Source organism: Sulfolobales archaeon, from assembly GCA_038881635.1.
Classification (GTDB): Archaea; Thermoproteota; Thermoprotei_A; order Sulfolobales; family AG1; genus WYEN01.
Map to the genome: position 1 here is coordinate 120,038 of JAVZPJ010000001.1, position 21,367 is coordinate 141,404.

The 21,367-nt window shown below is 38.2% G+C and carries 18 protein-coding genes; 8 read left to right on the forward strand and 10 right to left on the reverse strand.

Annotation, left to right across the window (positions count from 1 at the left end; genetic code table 11):
* The first annotated feature begins 100 nt into the window (after positions 1-100).
* The gene (locus QXS89_00625) at positions 101-775 is read left to right on the forward strand and encodes a uracil-DNA glycosylase (protein MEM3830698.1); all 675 of its coding nucleotides are present in this window, start codon (positions 101-103) and stop codon (positions 773-775) included.
* Here the strand turns inward: QXS89_00625 and QXS89_00630 are convergent.
* Positions 731-2,710, reverse strand: a complete 1,980-nt coding sequence (locus tag QXS89_00630) for a S16 family serine protease (GenBank protein MEM3830699.1) — start codon at positions 2,708-2,710, stop codon at positions 731-733. The genes QXS89_00625 and QXS89_00630 overlap by 45 nt on opposite strands.
* Positions 2,711-2,891: 181 nt before the next feature.
* Between QXS89_00630 and QXS89_00635 the strand changes: the two genes are divergently transcribed.
* Positions 2,892-4,361: a DUF2139 domain-containing protein gene (locus QXS89_00635; protein MEM3830700.1), complete on the forward strand. Its 1,470-nt coding sequence runs from the start codon at positions 2,892-2,894 to the stop codon at positions 4,359-4,361.
* Between the two features lie 14 nt (positions 4,362-4,375).
* Positions 4,376-5,365, forward strand: coding sequence for an ROK family protein (locus QXS89_00640; protein ID MEM3830701.1), 990 nt, complete (start codon positions 4,376-4,378; stop codon positions 5,363-5,365).
* A 338-nt stretch (positions 5,366-5,703) separates the two neighbouring features.
* Here the strand turns inward: QXS89_00640 and QXS89_00645 are convergent, their stop codons facing one another.
* Positions 5,704-7,233 (reverse strand): M28 family peptidase, encoded by a 1,530-nt coding sequence (locus tag QXS89_00645; protein MEM3830702.1) that lies wholly within the window; start codon positions 7,231-7,233, stop codon positions 5,704-5,706.
* 121 nt (positions 7,234-7,354) lie between these two features.
* Here QXS89_00645 and QXS89_00650 point away from each other — a divergent pair, with 121 nt between their 5' ends.
* Positions 7,355-8,704 carry an acetyl ornithine aminotransferase family protein gene (locus QXS89_00650; GenBank protein MEM3830703.1) on the forward strand — a complete coding sequence of 450 codons (1,350 nt, stop codon included), beginning with the start codon at positions 7,355-7,357 and terminating at the stop codon, positions 8,702-8,704.
* Here QXS89_00650 and QXS89_00655 read toward each other — a convergent pair.
* Entirely contained in the window at positions 8,694-8,939 is a 246-nt protein-coding gene (locus QXS89_00655; GenBank protein ID MEM3830704.1) for a hypothetical protein, read from the reverse strand. The genes QXS89_00650 and QXS89_00655 overlap by 11 nt on opposite strands.
* Before the next feature lie 16 nt (positions 8,940-8,955).
* Positions 8,956-9,150, reverse strand: a complete 195-nt coding sequence (locus QXS89_00660) for a 30S ribosomal protein S30e (GenBank protein ID MEM3830705.1) — start codon at positions 9,148-9,150, stop codon at positions 8,956-8,958.
* Positions 9,151-9,337: 187 nt separating this feature from the next.
* On the opposite strand from QXS89_00660, the gene QXS89_00665 reads away from it, so the two are divergent.
* The gene (locus QXS89_00665) at positions 9,338-10,249 is read left to right on the forward strand and encodes a methyltransferase domain-containing protein (GenBank protein MEM3830706.1); all 912 of its coding nucleotides are present in this window, start codon (positions 9,338-9,340) and stop codon (positions 10,247-10,249) included.
* 477 nt (positions 10,250-10,726) lie between these two features.
* On the opposite strand, the gene meaB is transcribed toward QXS89_00665, so the two are convergent.
* From meaB to QXS89_00680, 3 genes are read right to left on the reverse strand one after another with little or no spacing between them, the layout of a single operon-like run.
* Positions 10,727-11,707 (reverse strand): methylmalonyl Co-A mutase-associated GTPase MeaB, encoded by a 981-nt coding sequence (gene meaB / locus QXS89_00670; GenBank protein ID MEM3830707.1) that lies wholly within the window; start codon positions 11,705-11,707, stop codon positions 10,727-10,729.
* On the reverse strand, positions 11,704-12,162 hold the full coding sequence (locus tag QXS89_00675; protein MEM3830708.1) for a cobalamin B12-binding domain-containing protein: 459 nt from the start codon (positions 12,160-12,162) through the stop codon (positions 11,704-11,706). Before QXS89_00675 ends, meaB begins: the two co-directional genes overlap by 4 nt.
* Positions 12,163-12,182: 20 nt before the next feature.
* Positions 12,183-13,883, reverse strand: a complete 1,701-nt coding sequence (locus QXS89_00680; protein MEM3830709.1) for a methylmalonyl-CoA mutase family protein — start codon at positions 13,881-13,883, stop codon at positions 12,183-12,185.
* A 256-nt stretch (positions 13,884-14,139) separates the two neighbouring features.
* Here QXS89_00680 and QXS89_00685 point away from each other — a divergent pair, with 256 nt between their 5' ends.
* A complete protein-coding gene (locus QXS89_00685) occupies positions 14,140-15,915 on the forward strand; it encodes a long-chain fatty acid--CoA ligase (protein MEM3830710.1) in 1,776 nt (591 codons plus the stop codon).
* A gap of 58 nt (positions 15,916-15,973) precedes the next feature.
* Positions 15,974-17,056, forward strand: coding sequence for a lysylphosphatidylglycerol synthase transmembrane domain-containing protein (locus tag QXS89_00690; protein ID MEM3830711.1), 1,083 nt, complete (start codon positions 15,974-15,976; stop codon positions 17,054-17,056).
* Positions 17,057-17,064: 8 nt separating this feature from the next.
* On the opposite strand, the gene QXS89_00695 is transcribed toward QXS89_00690, so the two are convergent.
* From QXS89_00695 to QXS89_00705, 3 genes are all read right to left on the reverse strand, one after another.
* Positions 17,065-17,778, reverse strand: a complete 714-nt coding sequence (locus tag QXS89_00695; protein MEM3830712.1) for an ABC transporter ATP-binding protein — start codon at positions 17,776-17,778, stop codon at positions 17,065-17,067.
* Between the two features lie 4 nt (positions 17,779-17,782).
* A complete protein-coding gene (locus QXS89_00700; protein ID MEM3830713.1) occupies positions 17,783-18,580 on the reverse strand; it encodes an ABC transporter ATP-binding protein in 798 nt (265 codons plus the stop codon).
* 331 nt (positions 18,581-18,911) lie between these two features.
* Positions 18,912-20,234 carry an ABC transporter substrate-binding protein gene (locus QXS89_00705; GenBank protein MEM3830714.1) on the reverse strand — a complete coding sequence of 441 codons (1,323 nt, stop codon included), beginning with the start codon at positions 20,232-20,234 and terminating at the stop codon, positions 18,912-18,914.
* A gap of 179 nt (positions 20,235-20,413) precedes the next feature.
* Here QXS89_00705 and QXS89_00710 point away from each other — a divergent pair, with 179 nt between their 5' ends.
* On the forward strand, positions 20,414-21,367 hold the full coding sequence (locus QXS89_00710; protein MEM3830715.1) for a branched-chain amino acid ABC transporter permease: 954 nt from the start codon (positions 20,414-20,416) through the stop codon (positions 21,365-21,367).

The following is a 21,367-nucleotide window of genomic DNA, read 5'->3' on the forward strand; positions in this document are numbered from 1 at the left end:
ATAATAATAGTGATGATAACATTAAAAACATGGTAGTGAAAAAAGATAAAGATCTAGATAATATGAATCAGAATATAATAAAGATAGAGGTGGGATGCTATTGAATGATGAATGGAGTGTACTTATAAACGAGATAAGAAATTGCCAGAAATGTCCTCTTTCAAGAACAAGAATCAATGCAGTTCCCGGGGAGGGAAGTGAGAGAGCTGAGATAATGATAGTAGGAGAAGCTCCAGGAGCTACCGAAGATGAGACCGGAAGACCTTTTGTAGGGATCGCAGGAAGCCTGCTGAGAAAGATTATGAAAGATATAGGTTTGAGAGAAGATGAGGTGTACATAACTAACGTTGTTAAGTGTAGACCTCCTAATAATAGAACACCTGAGAAAGAAGAGATCATAGCATGCAGTGATTATCTTAGAAGACAGATAAAAATGATCAAACCAAAGATAGTGATAACTCTAGGAAATGTAGCAGGAGAGTGGTTTTTTAACGAGAATAAAATGAAGTGGAATGGTATAAGCAGGCAGCATGGTAGAAAGTATGAACTAGAAGTATCAGGACATAGATTTAAATTAATACCTTCTTATCATCCTTCTGCAGCTGTTAGAGGTTCTGTAGATCCAGATATAATAAGAGAAGACCTTCTAAAAGCTCTAGAAGAACTTAACAAGCAGAATAGAGGAAGTTCAGAGAGGATTAAGACATTATACGATTACCTAAGCAGAGATTCACAAACCTCTACTTCTAGAGATTCTAGTAAAGTAAAGCATTAGAGAGAAAGATACTAAGATAACTACAATAGATATAATTCTTCTCATAAGATCTAGAGGTCTTAAGCTCTCTGAATAACCTATGATACTTGTGAGATTTTTATAGGTTTTCGTCTGATAGATCTCTTCACACTCGCTAGGTAGAAAAGCTTTCGAGAGAAAGATGATCTTAGGAACTTCAAGAGATCCATAGAGTATATCTAGCAAGATGTCTTGCGACATAAGAGATGCTAAAGTCCTGAGAGCTGAGATATATAGGCTGCTGTTTACCAGCTCAGGATCTTCTAATATGACGAAGGCTTGAAAATACATAGAATAGATCAGGCCTAGACGTGTGGCGTTTCTTCCCTCTAGAACCATAGATCTTGTGTAGTTTATATAGTTATACTCTCTAAGAACATCTTCAACACCGCTAAAACCTACAGAACTATAGATACCAATAAAAGTCGAGTACTTCAGATTGAATGAATAATCCTCTAGGATATTCTTGATATTTATAAGCGATGCCAGCATTTCATATAATCCTATCTTATTTTCAGAGATATTCTCGAGACCTAGAGTTTTTAAGAGCATTTTTGTTTCATTCGATACAGAATCTCTAGAGATGTTAAGACTTTCCATAAGAGACTTTATCTTAGAGGATAAAAGATCTAATGTTAAAACAGGCGTAAAGTTTGTACTCGAATTCATCATTAGATCTCTAGTACTTCTAAAGAGATCATACCAGTAGCTTATAGATAGAGACCTCATATATGCTATCGCAAGCTCTGATATGTTATAAGGGTTCTGAGAAGAGAAATAGTTATTTCTCTCTACTAGTGAGATCAGATCAAAAATTCTATCGAGAAGTATCAGGTAGAGATTCAGTAGATAGTAAGATTCTATAGTTCTATTATCCAGATCTTCTAGAGCTTCTCTTGATATATATAGAGATCTGTTTATACTGCTTGTAAAATCTCTATAGAGAGAGTTGAAAAGGCTTCTCTGATTATAGTATAATATAGGGAGCTCTCTCTGGTATAATGTTGTAGCCATAATATATAGGAGATTAGTCCTCAGATAATAATATTCAGGATCCTCTGGAAGATTTTTTAGAACTCTTTCAGCTAGTATCAGATCTCTATCCATAGATAGGTTCAGATCTCTAGCCAGATTAAGAGCTCTAGAATACTCTCTATACAGTATTTCCTCATACTTCCTCTGTATGTCTGTGTAAACACTTAAGCTTAAAGTTTCGGTAGTATAGTCTTCATAAGATCCAAAGAGATTACTCTTTAGATCATTAAATATATAGCTAGAAAGATTTGAGACGTCGAGATTAAATAGATCTAGTATATTACCGACGGGAACTATCCTAAGACCTCTATAGGAGCTTTCCAAACCTTCATACAGATACGAAGAGAACGGTATAAATACCGTCTTAACAGACTCTATACTACTCAGAGCATTTAACTTGCTCTTAACACCACCAACCATTTCTATAGATCCGTCTAGATTTATAGCGCCAGTACCTGAGATGCTAGTGTTAAAACCGATACCGAGAGCTGATCTAATCAGAAGATAGGTTAGGAGTGCTCCAGCAGAAGGCCCTCTTACAATTGATATATCATCTGGAAAGATAATGTAGATCCTATGGTTCTCAAGGAAAGTTTTATTTACAGAACTAGATAGAATTGAAGAGAGAAATAAACTTATTAATGTATCTGTAGCAACTGAAGATACTCCCACCACATATATGCCGCTGCCTCCTTCAATAATGTAGATAATTGTTCTCACGGCTTCTCCCCCTCTATCTGATACAGCTGGAATATAGATCTGATATGAATAACATGTGTTATTCTGCGAGAAAACTTGTGAAGTCATTTGAAGAAAAAATCCTATTAGTATCATAAGAAGAATTATATATGATGCAACTTTAGCTCCCGCTAGTGATCTCAACCAGATCATCCTCTATAAGAGGAGTCTAGCACTGGTCTCTCAGAATTTTCTATACGTTAGTAAGCTAATATACTGAAATTCATAAGTTTTCAGAATTAGATCCTTGTTATAATGCTAAGAGAAGGTATGCTATTTGCTTAAAGTTTTAACAGGGTACAAGAATATTGAAGAGGTGTTGTGTATGAGTTTAATCGAGCGTATCCCTAAAACATTTCAACCTAGCTACGCGCCCGAATGGGGTTCTGGAGGGGTTTTTGGTCTGAAATATCATAGAGGAGTACTTTACTTCACATTAGCTTTTGAAGCAGAATCATTCTTTATAGAGAGAGACTATCAGCAGAGATATAAATACGATCTAGTAGGACCTCAACCTGTGTCAGGCGGAGATACATATGGTGCTGTAGAGGCCGTAGATGAGAAAATATACTTCGGAGGCTGGGTTCACGCACCTGCAGTATACGGACAGAGAGGAGCAGGAGGTTCTACAATTCTATTCAATAATAAATACAGTCATGTACACGAGTATGATATTAATGAGAGAAGGGTTAGACTGCTTTGGAGAGATACTATAAAACATCCCGAGAAATGGGCTGGAGAGATCTCTGAGATAATATATGATCCTGTGTCTACAGAGCTACTACTAGCAAGAGCTGACGGTCATGAGAATCTAGGTATATATACTTTAGACCCGAGAAGCGGAGAGGCTAAGAGACTTAGCTCCAGACCTGCTCTGAAAGGCTCTAAATACCTGGATTATATATGTTTTGACATATCGAAGTTCGATGGTGTTGAGGGATTTCAATGTCTAGATCTAATCTCTCGAAAGATCTTGTATTATGAGCTTGAAGATGTAAAAAGAATATCTGTAGATGAAGATGGAACTCCCATATACTCTATGGGACCTGCTACCGAGGCCTATGGCAGGTTCTTTGCCTTTGTAAGGTCTGGAGTCTTTGTAGGGAATCCTGTAGAGCCTGTACTCGATGATATGAGATTTGTAAGATTATTCGACTACGGAGTCTCAGGTCTAAGTCCCAGAAGATCTAATGTTATAAATGTTGGAGGAGGTATTCTTGTGGCTTATAATGCTAGTGTCGAGACAGCGTATCATATAGATGATCTAGGGCTTTCAAAAAGACTTAACTATGTAGTCTCACCAACAGTTCTTCTATATATAACACCTCCCGCGGCAAGGATCGTAGGTGTTCTAGGTGCTAGAGCGACTTCTCTGGAAAGTTTAGGAGATAAGATTCTAATAGGATATTCAACGACAGCAAATCTAGGAGGCAGAGATGCTACCATAATAGATTCAGGTGTAAGAGGTATTACCGTTTTAAGTGAAGATATAATATATTCACCAAATCCTCCTTACTCAGCTAGAGTACCTCTTAGAGAGATTTCGGGAAGAACTTTCGGAGGAATCCCACTCTACGGCTATAAAGAGAAGTATTTAACCATATACTCAAGTAAAGATCTGGTTCTCCAGATCAATGAATACGATCTAGGTTTACCTCCTCAGTTTTACGGCAGAGATCTAGTTCATGTAAAGAGCGGAAAAGATATAATAGATCTAAGAGGTTACAGACATATAGTATCATTCAAGATACATAATGGACCATCTGATGGAATAGCAGTTATAGATCTCCTCTAGAGGTTTTAGAAGCTATGAGGGAATTACAAGGACCGGTACTAGCATACGACATAGGAGCTACCTGGATTAGAGCTGCCATAGTAGCTGAAAGAAATGGAAATATAGAGATCCTGGCAAGAAACAAGGTTAGAACCAAAGGCGACACCCCCGAAGAATTTAGAGAAAACTTTGAAGAAGTTCTCCAAGGGATTCCTAGAGATTTTCTGAGAGAAATTAAAGGTATAGGAATCGGAAGTATAGGACCTATGGATCTGAAGAGAGGTATTCTTACAAATCCTCCTAATATAAAAGCGAAAAATATAGATCTCAAATATATAATGAGTAAACTATTCGAGGGCAAGCCTGTATACCTGGCAAACGACTGTGTGGCAGGAGCTTTAGGTGAGTATTTCTACGGATCTGGAAGAGGGTTTGATAACATCGTTTATATAACTATTAGCACGGGTATTGGAGCTGGAGTAATAGTAGACGGAGAACCTCTAGTAGGTAAGGATGGGAATGCGCATGAGATAGGTCATCTAGTTATAGATAGATCTATTGGTATAAAATGTAGTTGCGGAGGCATAGGACATTGGGAAGGTATGTGTAGCGGTTCTGGAATCCCGAAACTAGTAGAATACATCGCTTCAAAGAAGAGATATGAAGGATCCAAACTACAGAAGATGCTTAGTGAGAGAAGTATCACTGCTGTAGAAGTCTTCGAATCATATTACACCAGAGATCCTCTAGCTGTTGAGGTGATAGAGGAATGTAATGAGATAAATGCGGCAGGGGTTGCATCAGTTATAAACGCGTATGATCCCGAGATAGTGATCTTGGGCGGTTCCGTGGTTCTTAATAATAGATGGATTGTTGATGAAATAAGAAGGAGAGTACATAAGTATTCCATAAACAGACTGCCTAGAATAGAGGTCACGAGATTTGAAGATGACATAGTTATTATAGGAGCAGCAGCACTGATTCTAGGAGAATATAACAAGAAGAAGTTTTTCAGAATAGTATGAGCCCTATTCTGCCCGAGAAATGATAACTATTTTAAGGGTTCAGTTCTCATGTGAGCTCATACTACTATGATTTCATCCTCTCCCTCTCTACAGATCTTTCTTACACATTTTCTTAGAAGCGTTCTTCGAACTCCTAAAATTCATAATTGAAACCTTTTCATCTTAGATTTCACTCGGTACAGGCAGTGTTCTTGCGAAAACATGAGGAGTATTCTATCAAATTTACTGAGCAACTATTATGCGAAGATAAATCAGATATGAAGACCGAAACTTTTGAAAAAGAATCAGCCAGAGCTTTATGTCTAAGAGAGAATGAAAAGATCCTAGTATGTAGTATACTATTTAAATATGTTTCTCTCCAGTTCTTCTAGTAGCAGAAGGTTTTCTCTCACGAGATTTTCTCTAGAGATTTTATCAGTAGGATCTATTATTTTCTCTTCGCCTGCTATAGTTATCTTCTGCGAGATCAGACCTCTATATATCATGGATGCGAGATCTGGATATGATACTAAAGATAGATCACTGTATAGTTTTCTATAACCCTCCAAGGCTATAGGTTTCAAAAATAATCTGCTAAAGTACATGTAGAATTTATAGATGTCTTCATCATCGGATAATCTCTCAAGTATCTTCATAAGAGGATCTTTTAATTCTCTGATGAGATTTCTCTGAATTTCTTCTATGAAAAGAGTGATCCTAAGATGCTCTCTAGGATTATAATGATCTATAGCTTTCAAAATATTTTTTGAAAATCTCTCAATAAAACCTCTCCATGAGTCTGAGGGTATATCTAGATCTGTGTGATATACAGGATAGATATCTGTAGAAAAGTTATGTAGTGTGAGAGCAGGAACACCCCTCCTTATGAATGATATAGAATCCATATAGACATGACCAAATCCTTCTACATAGGATTCCAAAGATATAGCATTCTTGAAACTGTAGGCTATGTCAGGAACTGTGAATGATATCTTAAGAGGCTCTTTATAAGCTACGTCGAGAACCAACCCTAGAGACCTGTTTCTCACAAAATCTTCCTCAGGGATCCTATCTAGATAAACTCTGGATCCATAAGCCCAATACCATGCAGGATTTCTAGGATCTCCGAATTCTTCGGCTGTGAAACTTATAATCTTGATCTTATTTCTTATAGATTTTTTTCTTATCATCTCAGCTAATCTAATCAGCGTGAGAACACCCACGGCGTTATCTCTGAAGCCTTTCAACCATGCATCATGATGCGCCGATACTACTACCTCTCCCCTGCTTCCTTCTTTCACAACCTCTACGTTATAACCCTTAGAACTTCTGACAGATGATGCGATATGCAACTCTATCCTTCTTCCTATATACCTTTTCATGAAAGGATAGTACTCTAGAGGAATATGAACAGCTGGAATGGAGACTTCTATTGGATCGTTAAACCCGTAGCTCCACTTACCGGAGATTACGATTCTTCTTCTTCTCCAGGGATAGTAGTCATAGAAAACCACTGCTTTCGCACCTCTCTCTACAGCTTCGTTGTACAGGATCCATATATTATCGGGTTGATCTGTTGTGGATATTAGAAGGATCTTATCAGAACATTGTTTCATCTCATCTGTTAGGATCCCCGAAATAATATCTTCTTCCTCATATGGAGGTAGAATACTGCATTTCACGAGATCTCTCTCAACATTCATAATACTACAATATTTCTCCTCCCATGTTATCACATCAATCTCATGTATTTTAGAAGAATCACATGAAATCTTCTCGCATAGAAAGTCTCTAAGCTCTGTCGCGAAATTTCTCTCTTCAATCCATCCAGAGATCCTCTCTCTAAGGAGGTAGCTTTCCAGAAATCTATCAAGACCTTCCTCGTTCACCAACTATCTACCTCCTTCATTATACATAGAAACTATGATTTTATTAGAGATCTATTGTATTTATAGAAGAGGTTATATGCTTATATCCTTTATAAAGATACTCACTATCAGGGAATATTCTATGGATACGGTTTTTCCCAAGATTTTAACAGAGATTCCAGGTTCTAAAGCCAGAGAGATCATAAATAGATCTAGAGAGTATATAGCTACATCAACCCATGACCCTAAAAACCTTCCTCTGGTCGTAGAAAGAGGTGAGGGAGTATGGCTGGTAGATGTAGATGGGAATATATACTTAGACTTCACATCAGGAGTTTCCGTTAATAATTTAGGATGGCCTACTCATCCTGAGATACGTGAGGTAGCTATAACCCAGATGAGTCTGCTAGCTCATGCTGCAGGAACTGATTTCTATAATGAATATCAGCTTAAACTCGCCGAAAAGCTTACATCAATTACCCCAGGAGGGTTTAAGAAGAAAGTTTTCTTTAGCAATAGCGGTACTGAAGCCAATGAAGCTGCGATCAAGATCTCTAGATATTCTACGGGGAGAAAATATTTCATAGCATTTATAGGGGCTTTCCACGGTCGTACCATGGGTTCTCTAAGTCTGACAGCTTCTAAACCTGTTCAAAAGAAACGCTTCTTCCCCTCAATGCCTGGGGTAATCCATGTACCATATCCTAATCCTTATAGGAATCCGTGGGGTATCGACGGATATGAGAACCCGCAGGATCTTGTTAATAGAGTTATAGATTTCATAGAATACTGGGTTATGCAACATCTAGTTCCTCCAGATGAGATTGCAGGGATCTTCGTAGAACCCATACAAGGCGAAGGAGGTTATGTGGTTCCTCCGAAAAACTTTTTCATAGAATTAAAGAAGCTAGCTGATAAATATGGAATCTTGATCGTAGACGACGAGGTTCAGATGGGCTTAGGAAGAACTGGTAAAATGTTTGCAATCGAGCACTTCGGAATAGCACCTGATATAATAACACTAGCTAAGGCGTTGGGAGGAGGATTAATACCTATAGGAGCTACCATATTCAGAAGAGATCTAGATCTAGAGCCTGGAGCTCATAGTAATACTTTCGGAGGACATGCCCTAGCATCTGCAGTAGCTCTTAAGACTATAGAACTCACCGAAAAAATCCTCCCCTCTATACCGAGACTTGAAGCTCTCTTCTTGAAGAGATTGCATGAGATTAAAGAGAAATACGAGATCGTAGGAGACGTAAGAGGTCTAGGTCTTGCATGGGGTGTGGAGTTTGTGAAGAGTAAGAAGAGCAAGGAACACGCTCCAGAGATCAGGGATAATGTTATATTTAACTCGCTGAAAAAAGGACTTGTGATACTAGGTTGTGGCAAGAGTTCTGTAAGATTGATTCCGCCTCTAATTATAACTCCTGAACAAGCTGAGATAGGTTTGGAGATATTCGAGAAAGCCATAAAAGATTCTATTGATTGATTCTTAATATAAATTTATTTCTTCTATTGCTACTTATCATTTTCGCGATAACTCCTCTTCTTATGAGATCAGATACAACTCTCCTTATGTATAGACCATCATAGTATAAGCCTTCTATTTCTAGAAGCTCTCTAAGCTCATCGAATGTAATCTCATCTCTGTTTTTTATGATCTCTAGGATCTTCTCTTCTAGAAGTCTTCGATTAAATTCTTCTCCAAGATTTTGCTCGGACAAGAAAACACCTAAAATTCTACTTACTCTTCCTAGGAACAGAAGATGGAGGAACCACTGTTGGAACTGGAAGTCCCTGAGCTTTTCTCTCTCTAATCCAGAATTCTCTTCTATTTCTAACTCTGGGAACTAGATTCCTCTTAGGCTTCTTAGGTATCTTAGGTGTCTGGCTTCTCACTTTACCAGCCTTAGTCATTGAACCATGTGTGGGCATTCTAACACCCTAATTTATGATTAAAGATTGAAGTATTAAAAGCTAAGATCTTTCGGATTAATATCATTAGGCGGGGAAGCAGGTCTCTAGGACAATTCTTTATAGTAAGCATGCTAAGCCTAATAATATTTAAATCTTAACAACAACAATTGTTTATAGAATAGACCCTAGGAAAGTGACTCGATCTATGGATGAAACCTCAGATGAATCGCTTCTCCAAAGAGTTAAATTACTTCTAGAAAGAGAAAAACATGAGATCAAATATAAGCAGAAATCTGACGAGAGAATTTTCATATACGATTTAATAGCAGATAAATACGAAGATCTGGTCATATCTAGATCTTTTTTCTACTCCAATCACTACAGAGAAATAATAAGATTCCTGAGAAAACAGGTTTTGAAACGCGTGAAAAGAGGAGGCTTAGTAGCCGATATAGGCTGTGGCACTGGTTTCTGGAGTCTTCTTCTCAAGAAATTAGGCTACCAGGTTATAGGCATTGATATTTCTAGTAGATCCATAGAGATAAGCTTCTCTAGAGGAGTTGAAAGCCTCGCTGGTGATGCAAGACATATGAGTTTTAGAAGAGAAGCCTTTGACTTGGTCTTGTCACTGGCTTCGGTGTTAAACCACCTGAAAAATCCGCGAGAATTCTTCAGAGATGCTTCATACATACTCAAACCTGGAGGCTTTCTAGTTTTTGACTTTGATAGCTCTTGGGCGCTTGATAATCTATATGAAGCGCTTATCTATAAAAATTACTCCAAAAAGATTCTTAAATCTCTTATAACATTAAAGATCCTAAGAGAAGATCTGGATCTTGAGTGGAGTTTTGGAGGAATTGAAATAAAAATGTTCAGTCCTATAGAGATCATGAGAATCCTAAAAGAGTATGGGTTAGATATAATACGTGTAGAACCTATCCATATATTTCCAGGATTTATACCAGTTAGAATTCAGGAGAATACAGAGAATATAACGCTCAAAAAGATTCTAACAGCATTATATAAGATAGATCATCTCGTTAAAAAAGTTCTACCAATGCCTATACCATTACCTGTATCATATATAGTTCTCGCAAGAAAAAAAGAAACTCAGTAGTTCTCGTTTTTTCTCATTTCTACTATTATGACAGATATAATCTGCCCTAGAGGTGATATTATAGGTATATATCTTATGTCTTTCATTTATATTGTCACCCTATTATTTATACATATGCTACCAGGCTTAAAAATATTAAACAATAGATCAAAGATAGATCTGAGAGAGTGTTTTCAGTGTTATTCTAAGTATTAAGCTGGTATCTGGTAAGCACCTATACAACGAAGGACTTTCTAAATAGATTAAGATCATACCTCATACTATATTATTGGATCTCTAGAATTCTCTCTTGACATGAATCGACTTATTAGAAATCACAACCCTTATACTGATCTCTATGAAGAAATATTTAAAATATCTCGAAAAGACCAGATAGTAGAAAGGATTAATTAGATCTAGCAAGTAAGTTCACTTGGCAAGATTCTTAAATTTTAGAGCATTATTAGATGTATTTCGTGGAATAAGTGATAGATTAATTTATCTGATTCGATGTATTTCTCTCACAAATCTTCTGAAGATCTCCACAGATCCTGTAAAAGGATCTATTTCTCCTAAAGCTATTCTGTCTAGATACTCCTTCTCTCTATCTATGTAATTTTCCAAGGTTTTCTCTAGAAGGTGTCGTAATATGATCTTTGCTGAATATTTTCTTCTTCTACTCACAATATTCCCAAAGCTTCCTGTCTTCATTAGATACTCTCTATGTTCATCTAATCCTTTAACTAGATCTTCTATACCTGTTCCTAGTACTGCAGAAACCTTATAAGCCTTAGGTTTCCAATCAGATAAGCCTTGATTCTGGAGTATTTCTAATATCTCGCGTAGAGTTTTGAACATCTGCTCGGATTCGGGCTTGTCAGCCTTATTTAATACATAAAAATCTCCTATCTCCATAAGACCCGCTTTAAGAAGTTGTATATCATCACCGGCGCCGGGTATGAGAACGTTGATCAGTGTATGAGCTATATTGTGTATATCCACGTCAATCTGACCAACACCAACACTCTCAATAAAGATCCTGTCGAAGCCTAAGCCATCGAACACCTCAACAAGCATAACAGTTGAGATACTCAGACCACCACTAACTCCACGTGTTGCAGTGCTCCTTATAAAAACATTAGGATCCTGTGAGTGATGTTGCATTCTAATTCTATTCCCCATAAAACTGCCTCTGCTAAAGGGAGATGTAGGGTCTATTGTGATCACACCTATTCTTTCTCCTCTGCTTCTATACATAGATATAAGTTTCGAAATAAGAGTACTTTTACCGACTCCGGGGCTTCCTGTCACTCCGATCACATGAGCTCTACCACCATTTTTAATTACTCTCTTCACTATCCCTCTATAAATCTCAGGATCTATTTCACCTGGAAACTCTGCTATAGTGAGAATCCTAGATATAGATCTTATATCTCCTTTAAGAGCTCTCTCAAAGAGTTCTTCGGCATCTATTCTCACTTTCTCCTCTCCTCTACAAGTTCTTTAATTCTTTTAACGATATAAGAGAGAGGTGTATCAGGGGGAAAGACTTCTGCTACACCCATCTCTTTAAGCTTTTCAGCATCGTCTGGGGGTATGGTTCCTCCAACAACAACTTTTATATCTTCAGCACCATTATCTTTAAGAAGTTTCAGCACCATAGGTACTAAAGTCATATGAGATCCGCTTAGCATGCTAATACCAATTACATCGGCATCTTCTTGTAGAGCTGTGTTCACAATCATTTCAGGAGTTTGTCTAATTCCTGTGTACACTACTTCGAATCCCGCGTCTCTTAGAGCTCTTGCAACGACCTTAGCTCCTCTATCATGTCCGTCTAAACCTAGCTTCGCGACTATGATCTTAGGTATTTTCCTATATTCTCTAAGGCTTGACTCCTCAGACCCTATAAGTTCTTCTGAGTAGAGGATCATAATATCCCTCGGTATTAGTTTTAAAGATATATAGGCTCACTCCACTCACCATAGATCTCTCTGAGTGTTCCCATGATCTCTCCCAGTGTTGCTCTACTAATAGCCGCATTATACACATACGGCATTATATTCTCTCCTCTCATGGCAGCTCTCTCTAATTCTAGTAGTGAACTTCTCCACTTTGCAGGATCTCTCTCACTTCTAACCCTTCTAACTCTCTGTATCTGTTGTTCTCTAACTTTTTCTTCATCGATCTTGAGAAGAGGTATTCTCTTCTCTTCTTCAAGTATCTCTCCTTTGAATGCATTAACGCCGACCACGATCTTTCTCATCTCCTCTATAGACTTCTGCTTTCTATATGCACTCTCGGTTATAAGAGATTGTGGGTATCCCTTCTCTATAGCGTTGATCATGCCTCCCATCTCTTCTATCTTATATATAATCTTCCATGCTTCTTCTTCGATTCTATCTGTGAGCCACTCAATATAATAAGATCCTCCCAAAGGATCTACCGTATCAGCTATCCCGCTTTCATATGCTAAGATCTGCTGGGTTCTTAGAGCTATTTTTGCAGAGAATTCTGTAGGTAAAGCTAGTGCCTCGTCGAATGCATTGGTATGAAGACTCTGAGTTCCTCCCAGAACTGCTGCCAGAGCTTGTAGAGTGACCCTGATAATATTGTTATAAGGCTCTAAAGCCGTAAGCTCAACACCACTAGTCTGGGTATGAAATCTAAGCCACATACTCCTCTTCTTAGTAGCTCCAAACCATTCTTTCATAATCTTAGCCCACATTCTTCTTGCAGCTCTGAACTTAGCTACGTGCTCGAATACCTGAACCCCTGAAGCAAAGAAGAAGGAGAGCCTATGAGCAAAATCATCTACCTTATATCCTCTTCTAATCATTTCTCTAACATACTCTATACCATCAGCTAAGGTTAGTGCTAGCTCTTCAACCGCTGTTGCTCCTGCTTCATATATATGATAACCCGAAATACTTATGGGATTCCATTTGGGAAGATTTTTAATACTCCATTCAATGAGATCTACTCCGATCTTAAGAGCAGGCTGTGGCGGAAATACCCATGATTTCTGAGCTATGAACTCTTTCAACTGATCATTCTGCGTAGTTCCTCCGATCTTCTCATCAGGAACACCCTGACTTCTAGCTGTGGCTACATAGAAGCTTAACATAACAGGTGCAGGAGGATTTATAGTCATGTTAGTGGTAACCTCCCCCATGTTTATCCCATTAAATATCACCTCCATATCATTGAGCGTAGGTACTGAAACTCCTACTACCCCCACCTCTCCGTAAGCTCTAGGATCATCAGGATCTATGCCTAACAATGTAGGGAAATCAAACGCTATAGAAAGCCCTGTTTCTCCATGTTCTATCAGGTACTTAAATCTTCTGTTAGTATCTTCCGGAGTTCCAAATCCGCTGAACTCTCTCATAGTCCAAACTCTTCCGCGATACATATTGTAATGTATTCCTCTAGTGAAGGGATACTGCCCTGGCATCCCAAGCTGCTGTATATAATCTTGATCTGAGATGTCTAGAGGAGTATACACGTTCTTTATAGGAATACCTGATTCTGTTTCAAAAGACTTCTTACGATCTCTATATCCCTCCTCTATTTTTTCCTTCTCCCAAGCCTCTATAATAGAACTAAGGATCTCTATAAACTCTCTATTAAAAACTTTAAAAGAATAATCCACTGCAGTCCCCTTTAACTAATAGAGAGGTACAGGATAATAAACTTTATAATAAGTTAAATAATATTATTCTGAGAAACTATTATTTTGATCGCAGATCTAGAATATAATTCTTAAACAGGGTTTTTAATAGTAATTCAATTTTCTTATTTCATATATTAAGATCGTAAATATTTCTATTCTTAATAATTCTTTTAAAGATTCTGTCTTCTATAATGAATTTAAAAACTTTGATGAGAAATACATCTATGGTGGTATTTTGAGCCGAGATTATAAGAACGTGCTAGAATGGATTCTATCAACGCCTTGGACTAAGGTTTATGATAATTACGTAAATAAGAAAATAGATCTTGAGATTGATACAATACATGGAGTCTTTAGAAGGGTGGCGAGAGAGGTTGCTAGAAAAGATTTTCTGATATTCTTCAACAGAAGATACACTTATAGAGAAATAGATCTATTATCGGATGCCATGGCTCTTATGCTTGCCGAAGATGGTGTTAAAAAAGGTGATGTAGTAGCTTTACAGCTTCCAAACACTCCACAGTATGTGATCTCGTTATTCGGAATTCTAAAGGCTGGAGGTATTGTATCTCCTATGAATCCTCTGTACACATCTTCAGAAATAGCGTTTCAGCTCAAAAACTCTGGTGCGAAATATTTTATAACTCTAGATCTTTTTCTCAACAGGTATAGAGAAATAGAAGAAGAAGTACCTCTTAGAAGGGTTTATGTTACAAGTATATCAGATGCTCTAGGGTTTCCGCTCAACCTGCTCTATAGATTAAAAGAGAAACCTCCTAAAGTTGTTGAGAGTAATAGAATTAAGAATCTCTATCCCATATTGAAGAGATACTACTCTGAGATCGGAAAAGGTGTTAGAAAACCTCCTGAAGTAAATGTTACACCAGATGATCCTGCTCTTATAATGTATACTGGAGGAACTACTGGAATCCCTAAAGGAGCTCTAATTCTCCACAGGAATGTTGTATCTAATATGCAACAAGTTGCTGAGTGGCATCCTCCGAAAAAAGATAATATAAAGAGAGGCTATGTCTACGCTGGTGTCCTGCCCTGGTTCCATATCTATGGTCTAGTAGTTACTCTAATGACCTGTGTATACACAAGATCAACAATAGTAGTATTCCCAAGATGGGATCTTAAAAGTGTTCTAAAAGCTGTTCAGAAGTACAAGATCGATGTACTTCATGGTGTTCCCACTATCTATACGTACATAGTGAACAGTCCTCTATCGAGAAAGTACAAGCTTAACTCTCTCATGGCAGCAATAAGTGGTGCAGCGCCTCTGCCTGTGGAGATCCTGAAGAAATTTGAAGCTCTTACAGGAGCTAAGCTTAGAGAAGGATACGGGCTTACTGAGACTGCTGTGGTCACTCATGTTAATCCTCTGATGGGTAAATATAAGGAGGGTTCTATAGGTGTTCCCATACCAAATACCTATGCAGCCATAGCTCACCCTGATGAACCTATTCTACTACCTCCCGGCGAGATCGGTGAAATCGTGATAAGCGGACCTCAAGTATTCGCAGGATATTATAACATGCCGGAGGAGAATAAAAGAGCATTCTTCGAATTAGGTGGTTTAAGATGGTTTAGAACAGGAGACATAGGATATATGGATGAGGAGGGATACTTCTTTGTAGTAGACCGGAAGAAGGATATGATAAAGTATAAAGGATATTCTGTGTATCCTAGAGAGATTGAAGAAATTCTCTACAAACACGAGGCAGTATACGAGGCTGCGGTAGTTGGCATAAGAGATCCCGAGGGTGTATCAGGAGAGCTGCCCATAGCGTTTGTAGTCTTGAAGAAAGAGTATGAAGGCAAGATAAGCGAGCAGGATCTCATAGAGCATCTCAGAAAACATCTAGCACCCTACAAGATGCCTAGAAAGATTTTATTTGTAGGAAGTCTTCCTAAGAGTGCTGTCGGTAAGATTCTTAAGAGAAGTATTAGAGAAAGAGTTAAGGCTGAGATAGTGGGAGGAGAGCTTGTGATCCGATATCAAGAATGAGAAGTAGTTTATAGTTTATGGTTTTTATTTTTCAAGATGAAATTCCACAAGGATTAGGTTGAGCTTAAGAGATCTAGAATCTCATGTGATACTTCTAGTAGGATTGGCAGCGTTTATAGGATATCTGTTCTTCATAGGTTTTAATAATATCATCGTGCTGGTTCTAAAACTCTCGCCATATACTCTAGCCCTGGTCTTATTAACCATGATCCTTGGAATGATTCTTCATGCTCTCACATGGTTCTTCTCTTTAATCTCTAATCGGTTTGAGAGAGGTGTAAGAGTGAGAGATTGTATAGGTATAACGGGCGTATCTCTTCTATCGGGATACCTACTTCCTGTAGGAGCTGTTACAGATATTGTTAGGGTGGTTCTCTCGATGAGGAGAATGAATCTAAAGCCTTCTACAGCTATATCCTCAGTAATACTTCATAGATTATATCTATCTTTATCAGGTTTAATATTATTCGTAGCAATCTACTTATTAGGTTTTCTCCTCTATGGTACCTATTTAAAGTCAGCGCAATTACTTATAATAACATTCTACGTAGCTCTAGTGATCCTTCCTACGCTAGCTTTTGCTGGAATTATTGGAAGTTCTTTTTTCAGAAATTTTATGTATAAAATTACTATCTTTGTAGAGAAAAAGTTTTCTAGGAAGTATTCTTTCAATCCAGAGATCTTTGTCTATGAATATAGAGATTCCCTGAAAAGATCTTTTACTTCGATACCATATTCCTCTCTAGCTTTCACCACTTCAATAGGAGAATGGTTTCTCTTAACAGTAACAACATATCTTATTATATCAGGCTTCACCACGTATACAAGTATCATGGAATCTTTCACTGTTGCTTTATCTGTTCAGCTTATCTACTGGATCATGCCTCTCTCATTCAGTAGTTCAATAGGTCTTCTAGAACTTTTCACGACACTTCTACTCCAGCTCTCAGGACTTTCACCTCAGGTAGCTGCAAGTTTCGTAATACTCTATAGGATCTTTGGATTTCTAGCAATCTTCACACTCTCCTATCCAGCTCTCAGAGCTATGAAAATTAGAAGACTGAAAGATCTGATAGAACCTATATCCAGCGGCTACTATGAAGATAGAGGTATGCGGGAAATGTCTCAGAATAGAAAATAAATAAACTCTTATGTGATCCCTAGATATAGTCTTGCAAAGTCAGGATTCTTAAGAAGCTCTTGAGGTTCTCCCTCATACCTTATAGTTCCACTTACCAGCAGGTAAGCCTTATCTCCTATCTGAAGGGCTTTTGCCGCGTGTTGCTCTACTAATATTATTGTTATCTTATGTCTATCTCTGAGTTCAACTACGGTATCTAGAACTTTTTTGACTATCTTAGGTGCCAGATCTGTTGTCACTTCATCTAGAAGCATTATCTCAGGTTTTCTCATAAGAGCCATGCCAATTGCTAGCATTCTTCTCTCACCACCACTTAGCGTCCCAGCTTTTCTTCTTCTAAATTCTGAAAGCACAGGAAATATATCTAAGATCTCTTCTATTCTATCTTTAATCTCCTCCTGAGGAAGAAGATATCCTGCCATTCTAAGATTCTCTTCTACTGTTAACGATGAGAATATATTACCTATTTGAGGCACGTATGAGATCCCTAGCTTAGCTATCTTGTATGGGGGCATTCTACTTATATCCTTATCTTTAAAGAATATGTTTCCTGAGAAAAGAGTTGCGAGACCTACTATAGAGTTCATCAGAGTTGTTTTTCCAGCTCCATTAGGTCCTACGACAACTGTTATCTTATTAGCTTCCGCACTAAAATTAACGTCGAAGAGAACTTTGAGACTTCCATATCCCGAGAAGAGTTTTCTGGTCTCTAAAAGAGGCATTAGATCACCCTATGTAAACTTCTATAACCTGAGGATTATTAACAATACTCTGAGGATCTCCCTCCGCTATTACTCTTCCTCTATCCATAACATAGACATAATCTGCGAAAGGAAGCGCTATATCTATTCTATGCTCTATAACCAGAAAGCTCACACTACTATTCTCTCTAATCTTTCTAATCTGTTTAAAGATCTCGTGTGCGTATGCAGGGTCTGTGCCTCCTATAGGCTCGTCTAAGATTATAAGATTCGCTCCTGTCGCGAGAGCTCTAGCAACTTCTAGCATCTTAAGTTGTCCAGCTCCGAGAGCTTTAGCGGTCTGATCCCAGTTCTTTTCAAGACCTACCATTCTTAATATATTAAGAGCTTTAGAGATATTCTCCTCTTCACTCTTACGCCATAAATTTTTTATAGGAGCTATAAGAGGATTTTCACCGGGGTTGTTCATTGCAACAAGCACGTTGTCTAGTACTGTGAGAGATAAGAAGGGTTGTGGTATTTGAAAGGTTCTAACTATACCCATCTTATACCTCTTATGAGGTTCTAGATCTGTTATATCAATAGAACTTCCGTCAGGATCCGGTCTATATATGATTCTCCCTTCATCAGCTTTTAACACACCTGTACATAGATTTACAAATGTCGTCTTCCCAGCACCATTAGGTCCTATCAGAAGAGTTATCTTATTTCGTAAAATCTTCATATTAACCCTGTTAACGGCTACTAGACCACCGAATCTTTTCACAAGATCCCTGGTCTCCAGAATGGGAATAGAAGTTTTTTCGCTTAATTCTCTGCTCAATAGAAACACCCCATGATCTTCTCAATGCTTTGAGGAATTAAGACTCTCTTCGAAATAGAGAGATTCAGCTTTGTGTATTCTCTCCTCAGAGAGTTAGATCTCTTGCCGAATCTCTGGTATTTGAAATTCATCTTTTCTTGATCGGAATTCGAGAATACTCGCCCTAGATGTATAGATAGAGAGCTAATTCTAGAGTATTTTGAGAAAGCTATTGGTTTCAAGAGCACCATCAATATGCCATGATGTATGAACCCTTATAAACTTTCTATTATGCTTCTGACTTAAGAGAACAAAGATATACTAGAAATATAAATAAAAAAGTTCTTTGTTTTTATGTATAGAATTCTATTGTCTCTGTAAGCCCACGATATAGTCCTACTACCTTCCACGTATACGTGCCATTTTCGAATACCACAGCCCACAGATCGTAATCTCCTAGAGCTCTATCACCGTTGCTATCAAGAACAATGAACCCTGAGGCTCCTATGTAGTGTGAGAGAATTAATGGTAATGTGTTCTTAATTGCTTCACCATCATACTTGCCGCATGCATCTATGGCCAGAGCTACAGTCCATAAAGCATCATATACGAAGTATGTATATCCCATAGGCTCCATTCCTAACGCATCTTTAACCCACTTTCTGATCTTCTCAGTATATGGAGATATTCCTGGTGAAGCCATTGTATTCCACAGCTTAACTTTAACGGCGAACTCAGCTATAGGAGGATCTAGAAGCGGTTGCACTGCTGCCGTTCCATCGGATCCCTGCCATATAACGCTTCCAAGAACCGGATAATTCTTAGCTGCAGCTATTAATGCAGCTGCTTCTTCAAAGCTTATCATGAGAACACCTACTTTATTAGCACCATACTTAGACACAGCGTCAGATACTATAGAATTCAACCTGCTTGCCTCTACAGAGAACTCCTTAGCTGCAGGATCGTATCTTACTCCTTCAAGCACTCCACAGGATTCGCCACTGGCCTTGCATATGCTATTAAAACTCTCTACAGTAGCCTTCTCAAGCCCGTCTCCCCAGGTATCTCCTCTCCATATAGGAGCAATCCATCTCACACCTCTGAGCCACATGATCTTAGCTATAGCCTTACCCTGATAAAGATCATTTGGCGTGTATCTCAGTATCATATCATTAAGAGCTAGAGCCGGAGAAGTCGAAGAAGGCGATATAACCAGAAGTTTATTAGCATCTACATAACTCTTTACCTCAGCAACCTCAGCACTGGATGCGAGACCAATAAAAACCTTAACCCCTCTACCATGTAATGCCATAACCTTATCTAGAGCTGTCTTAGGATCTGTAGCAGTGTCTTCAAATATTAAACGTATCCTCCAAGGCCTCCCGAGAGAAGCTAGATAAGAGTTGATTTCCTCAGCAGCTTTTTCAGCTACAACTCTATATTGTTTTCCAAAGGTTGATAGAACGCCTGTAAGTGGTATTGTCATACCAATAGGTATATCCCCGCTAAGCCCAGTCGCTGGTGCTGTAACAGCGACAGTTGCTGTGGTGGCTGTTCCCACACCCGCTGGGGGTGCCATGGATATTCCAAGTAGATAACCTCCTATAAGTCCTACCACTAGAAGTGCTATTGATAAAGCCACTGCCGTGATCTTGGATATACCGGCTTTACTCATGTTCAAAACCCAAAGGATTCTGTCTTAGAAAGTATATAAGTTTTTTGTATTATAAATTTTAAAATAAGCTTCTAGATAATAATTTTATATAAGATAAGACTCACAAATCTAGAAAAATGATGATCCATCTTAATAAAAATATATAAGATGAACCTAACAAAGTATTCTGGTGCTACAATTTGATAGAATCAGATCTCATAGTTAAGGCTCTGGCGTATGCTAGTGGTATAGGTATTGGTGCTGCTGCTATAACCCTGATCTATAGTACTACTCGAACATTTAATTTCGCTCATGCTAGCATGGTTGCATGGGGATTCTATATTGTATTTACCATGACTACATTCTTTGGAGGTTCTCCTTATTACTATCTACCTCTAGCAGGATTGTTCTCTTCGCTCCTAGGAATTATACTCTATTTAGCAGTTAACAGAAGACTTTTAGAGAGAGGAGCTAGCGAAGTCACCCTTATGATGTCTACCTTAGGAGTTGATCTTATTTTCTTCGGATTTCTTAACGTCTATATAGACTATATAGCGAGATTAATAGCAGCAAGGAATATTCCTGTTAATCCATTCTTCTTCGTGCTTGAAACGAAAGATTTCACAATACCATATCTGAATATAAGAGGTGCAGGTCTTGTAGGTCCTCTGATCCTAGTAGTAGGTGTGTTATTCCTTCATCTGCTTCTAACGAGAACAAAGATTGGTATTGCTATGAGAGCTTCTATAGAAAATCCTAGTCTCGCAGCTAGTCTCGGTGTGAATCCATATATTATATATCTCGTAGCCTGGATATTAGGAGGTTTCATGGCCGGGCTTAGCGGGGGTTTTCTGAGCCTGGTTCAAACCGGTAATAATTATGTTGGAATGCTTCTAATAGTCTCATTCTTCGCAGGATCTATAGTAGGAGGTCTATACTCTATCTTCGGAAGTCTTTTAGGAGGTCTTCTTATAGGGTTAAGCGAGTATATTGGTATATATCTTCTCTCAATATACCTAGGAGGAGGAATTCTAGCTTACAGACCTGCAATCCCTCTAGCTGTAATGGTGGCAACTCTACTAATCCAGCCTTCAGGATTAGCTGGTGTTAATTGGCAGGGTTTATACAGAAAACTCAGAGAGATACTGAGGTGA

What these genes read in the sequence shown, in the direction of transcription:
- QXS89_00635 (MEM3830700.1), top strand. Translation starts at nt 2,892, where the DNA reads ATGAGTTTAATCGAGCGTATCCCTAAAACATTTCAACCTAGCTACGCG.
- QXS89_00640 (MEM3830701.1), top strand. Translation starts at nt 4,376, where the DNA reads ATGAGGGAATTACAAGGACCGGTACTAGCATACGACATAGGAGCTACC.
- QXS89_00650 (MEM3830703.1), top strand. Translation starts at nt 7,355, where the DNA reads ATGGATACGGTTTTTCCCAAGATTTTAACAGAGATTCCAGGTTCTAAA.
- QXS89_00660 (MEM3830705.1), bottom strand. Translation starts at nt 9,150, where the DNA reads ATGCCCACACATGGTTCAATGACTAAGGCTGGTAAAGTGAGAAGCCAG.
- QXS89_00665 (MEM3830706.1), top strand. Translation starts at nt 9,338, where the DNA reads ATGGATGAAACCTCAGATGAATCGCTTCTCCAAAGAGTTAAATTACTT.
- QXS89_00675 (MEM3830708.1), bottom strand. Translation starts at nt 12,162, where the DNA reads ATGATCCTCTACTCAGAAGAACTTATAGGGTCTGAGGAGTCAAGCCTT.
- QXS89_00695 (MEM3830712.1), bottom strand. Translation starts at nt 17,778, where the DNA reads ATGCCTCTTTTAGAGACCAGAAAACTCTTCTCGGGATATGGAAGTCTC.
- QXS89_00705 (MEM3830714.1), bottom strand. Translation starts at nt 20,234, where the DNA reads ATGAGTAAAGCCGGTATATCCAAGATCACGGCAGTGGCTTTATCAATA.